The following is a 1,834-nucleotide window of genomic DNA, read 5'->3' as shown; positions in this document are numbered from 1 at the left end:
TGGCTGCATAGGTGAGAACGAAGAACGAATGTCGGTCAGTGCTGGCAGCATTGCTGGCTTGAGGTGCCTGGAGATGTCGGTCAAAACCAGGAACGGCTGGAGGTTCAGACACCGATTCGACGCATCCACCAGGGGAGGTCTTGGGATGCGAAGGGATTGTTGAGGGTGCGGTCGAGCACGCGTTCGTCTGCGGGACCGATGACTGTGCTCAGCTCGCGTCGTGCCTTGGACCTCAGAGCATGAAGTGTGATCTCGAGCAGGGTGCGGACGTGGTAGTCGCCGTTGCGGAGGTCTGTGTCATCGCGTTCGTAGAACGCCTCGAGGTCTCCGCGTGTCTCGCGGACGGATGTGTTCCAGCGGCGGAACGCGTGTGCGACTTCACCCGCGGGGAGGCTGTGGCTTCGTTCGAAGGCGGCGATCTGCCTGTTTGCCGAGGCGGACAGTCCGCGGATCACGGGTGCCCGCCGGTGGTGCGTTCGGCGTTGCGGGAGCTGCGTCCTGATCTCGCCCGGTGACCGGCGAGGCATGAACACTTCCAAGAGGATGACGTTGGGTCGACCGACCCTAGAACTCGTTGGCGGCAGAGATCAAGTCCTCAGGGCGATTCAGCTGACCGGCTGTTTTGCAGCCCGGGCTCGGGTGGTGGCGAGGCGGTAGGAGTCTGTGCCGGTTTCGATGATGTTGCCGCCGAAGGTGAGCCGGTCGACGATGGCCGCGCAGAGGCGGGGGTCGGTGAAGGTCTTGGTCCAGCCGGAGAAGGACTCGTTGGATGCGATGGCGACGCTGTTCTTCTCCTCGCGTTCGGTCAGGACCTGGAAGAGGAGTTCGGCGCCGCGTCGGTCGAGTTCCATGTAGCCGAGTTCGTCGATGCAGAGGAGATCGACGCGGCCGTAGCGGGCGATGGTCTTGGTCAGTTGCTTCTCATCGGCGGCTTCGACGAGCTCGTTGACGAGCTTGGTGGCCAAGACGTACTTGACGCGGTAGCCGGCCATCGCGGCCTCGGTGCCGAGGGCGATCAGCAGGTGGGACTTGCCGGTGCCGGAGTCCCCGATCAGGCAGAGGGGCAGCCCCTTCTTGATCCATTCGCATTTGGCGAGAGTGTGGATCATGGCCGCGTCGATGTTGGGGTTGGCGTCGAAGTCGAATTTGCGGAGCGACTTGTCACGGGGGAAGCCGGCGGCCTTGATGCGGCGCTCTGAGCGGCGGCGGGCCCGGTCGTCGCACTCCGCGAGGAGGAGTTCGGCGAGGAAGCCGAGGTAAGACATCTGCTCGCGTTCGGCCTTCTCGGCCAGCTCGGGAAACTGGGACCGGATGGTGGGTAGCCGCAGCATGCGGCATGCCTGGTCGACGGCGGTGTTGGCGGCTTGTTCGGTGAGTCCTCGCTGGCGGGGAAGGGTCACGGCGTTCTCCTCAGGTGTTGTGATCGGGTCGGCGGAGCCGCAGGAGCTGGTCGTAGTGAGCGACGGAGGGCAGGGGGCGTTTGTCGGGCGGTAGCCGGGCCCGGACTGCAGTGGGCAGCGGCGCACTGCCGTGCTGGCTGCCGGAAACGGGTCGCGGTGTCTCTTCCGGCTCGGTGTCGGCATCTGCTGCCTTGCGGGCTTCCAGGGCAACGGCATCCGACGTGAGGGCCCCGCTCTGAAGGGCGGCGGCGAGGCCTGTAACGAGGTGTTCGTGAGGCAGGTGCCGGCTGAGCAGGAGAACCTCGATCAGGGCCCGGGTGCCGTCGCGTTCTCCGTGGGCCTTCACCGCGGCTTGCCACCAGGCGTCGTGGATCGGGGTGAATCGCCCGGCAGCACGGGCCTGGTCAAGGGCGGTGGCGCCGGGCAGGGCACCC

2 protein-coding genes and 1 pseudogene are annotated in these 1,834 nt (G+C 65.9%); all 3 read right to left on the bottom strand.

Annotation, left to right across the window (positions count from 1 at the left end; genetic code table 11):
• Window positions 1-104 precede the first annotated feature (104 nt).
• Window positions 105-455 carry a hypothetical protein gene (locus ACWC24_RS41825; RefSeq protein ID WP_450668164.1) on the bottom strand — a complete coding sequence of 117 codons (351 nt, stop codon included), beginning with the start codon at window positions 453-455 and terminating at the stop codon, window positions 105-107.
• 150 nt (window positions 456-605) lie between these two features.
• Window positions 606-1,400: an IS21-like element helper ATPase IstB gene (istB, locus tag ACWC24_RS41820; protein WP_450668163.1), complete on the bottom strand. Its 795-nt coding sequence runs from the start codon at window positions 1,398-1,400 to the stop codon at window positions 606-608.
• A 10-nt stretch (window positions 1,401-1,410) separates the two neighbouring features.
• Window positions 1,411-1,834 (bottom strand): annotated as a pseudogene (locus ACWC24_RS41815) (IS21 family transposase); the annotation flags it as partial.

The organism is Streptomyces sp. NPDC001443, from assembly GCF_053597355.1.
Note: the sequence above shows the minus strand (reverse complement) of the source record. Positions and strands in the feature narration are given on the sequence as shown.